Below are 2,265 nucleotides of genomic sequence, written 5' to 3' on the forward strand. Positions count from 1 at the left end.
CCAGCATCTTGTCGACCGCAATGCCGGTCCAGCGCGACACGATATGGGCGACGTGGTCGGGCGTGACCACCTCCTCGACCATGCCGGCCTTGCCGTCCTGCGCCTCGGCCTCCTTCAGCTTCTTCTCCAGCTCCGGGATCTTGCCATAGGCAAGCTCGCCGGCGCGCTGGAACTCGCCCTTGCGCTGGGCGATGGCCAGTTCGTTGCGCGCCTCGTCAAGCTGCTTCTTGAGGTCGGCGGCGAGCCCGAGCTTCTGCTTCTCGGCCTGCCATTTCGAGGTGAGCTCGGTGGACTCCTCCTCCAGCCCGGCAAGCTCCTTTTCCAGCCTGGCGAGCCGGTCCTTCGAGGCCTCGTCCTTCTCGACCTTGAGCGCCTCGCGCTCGATCTTGAGCTGCATGATGCGGCGGTCGACCTCGTCCAGCGCTTCCGGCTTCGAATCGACCTGCATCCTCAGCCGCGAGGCGGCCTCGTCGACAAGGTCGATCGCCTTGTCCGGCAGGAAGCGGTCGGCGATGTAGCGGTTGGAAAGCGTCGCCGCGGAGACCAGCGCCGAATCGGAGATGCGCACCTTATGATGCTGTTCGTACTTCTCCTTGAGGCCGCGCAGGATAGAGACGGTGTCCTCCACCGTCGGCTCGTTGACGAACACCGGCTGGAAGCGGCGGGCAAGCGCCGCGTCTTTCTCGACATGCTTGCGGTACTCGTCGAGCGTGGTCGCGCCGACGCAGTGCAGCTCGCCGCGCGCCAGCGCCGGCTTCAGAAGGTTGGACGCGTCCATGGCGCCGTCCGCCTTGCCGGCGCCGACCAGCGTGTGCATCTCGTCGATGAACAGGATGATGTTGCCGGCGGCGGCCGTCACCTCGTTGAGCACGGCTTTCAGCCGCTCCTCGAACTCGCCACGATATTTGGCGCCGGCGATCAGCGCACCCATGTCGAGCGCCATCAGCTGCTTGTCCTTCAGCGATTCCGGCACGTCGCCATTGACGATGCGCAGCGCCAGGCCCTCGGCGATCGCCGTCTTGCCGACGCCCGGCTCGCCGATCAGCACCGGGTTGTTCTTGGTGCGGCGCGACAGCACCTGGATGGTGCGGCGGATCTCGTCGTCGCGGCCGATGACCGGATCGAGCTTGCCGGCGCGCGCGTCGGCCGTGAGGTCGCGCGCGTATTTCTTCAACGCGTCATAGCCCTGCTCGGCGTTGGCCGAATCGGCGGTGCGACCCTTGCGGACATCATTGATGACCTGGTTCAGCGCCTGCGCGGTCACGCCGGCCTTGGAGAGGATGTCGGCGGTCTTGGCCGACTTCTCCATGGCCAGAGCCTGCAGCAGGCGTTCGACGGTGACGAAGCTGTCGCCGGCCTTCTTGGCCAGCTCCTCGGCGGTCGAGAACACCTTGGCCAAGGGCTGCGCCAGGTAGAGCTGGCCATTGCCGCCTTCCACTTTGGGCATGGCCTCGAGTGCGGCCTCGACGCCCAGCTTGATGTCGCGGACATTGCCGCCGGCGCGCTCGATCAGCGATGCGGCCAGGCCCTCGTCGTCATCGACGAGCACCTTCAGCATATGTTCGGGGGTGAATTGCTGGTGATTGCGCGAGAGTGCCATGGTCTGGGCGGACTGGATGAAGCCGCGCACGCGCTCGGAATATTTTTCAAGATTCATATCTGTCTCCTTCCATCACCGGCCCGCTTTGCGGCACCGGATCTGATTACGGTGACGGACCCGCCCATTCGAGCCGGATCCCTGTTCACGCGAGATATGGTGCGTAGCTCCCAGCCTCTCAAGACGCCTTGATATCGGTCAAAGGATAAAATTCCAGGCATGCGGAAACGAAAACGGCGGAGATTTCTCCCCGCCGTTGATGGACCTGAAGACAGGACTCGATCAGTTGTTGACGTCGGCAATGACCGGGTCGTTGGCCGCGCCTTCGGCCGGGGCCAGATTGTCTTCGGACGGCGCGGCACTGGCTTCGGCAGGCGCCGCGTTCACCCCTTCGGTGCCCGCATCGCCGCTGCCGGCTTCGGCCTGGCTATCCGTCTGGTCGGCATTGGCTTCGTCGGCATTGCCGCGCGAACGGCGTGGACGGCGCGGACGGCGCGAGCCGCCATTGTCGGCGGCCGCTTCGTTGCGCTCTGCCTGGGCCGCGAGGGCCGCCGGCGAAAAACTGTCGAACAGGGGCGCCTGCTCGGCCACGGTCGGCTCCGCCTGGGCGGCGGCTTCCGGCAGCGCCGGCGCCTCGTTGCGGCGGTTCTGGTCGAAGCGCTGGCCGC

1 protein-coding gene and 1 pseudogene are annotated in these 2,265 nt (G+C 66.1%); both read right to left on the reverse strand.

Features of this window, described 5'->3' with window-relative positions; genetic code table 11:
* Nucleotides 1-1,657: Clp protease N-terminal domain-containing protein (locus EN742_RS32365; RefSeq protein ID WP_128333746.1), on the reverse strand; the 1,657-nt coding region annotated here is incomplete at its 3' end.
* A gap of 222 nt (nt 1,658-1,879) precedes the next feature.
* Nucleotides 1,880-2,265, reverse strand: a pseudogene (locus EN742_RS32370) (hypothetical protein); the annotation flags it as partial.

The sequence above is a fragment of the Mesorhizobium sp. M4A.F.Ca.ET.020.02.1.1 genome, assembly GCF_004022645.1.
Classification (GTDB): domain Bacteria; phylum Pseudomonadota; class Alphaproteobacteria; order Rhizobiales; family Rhizobiaceae; genus Mesorhizobium.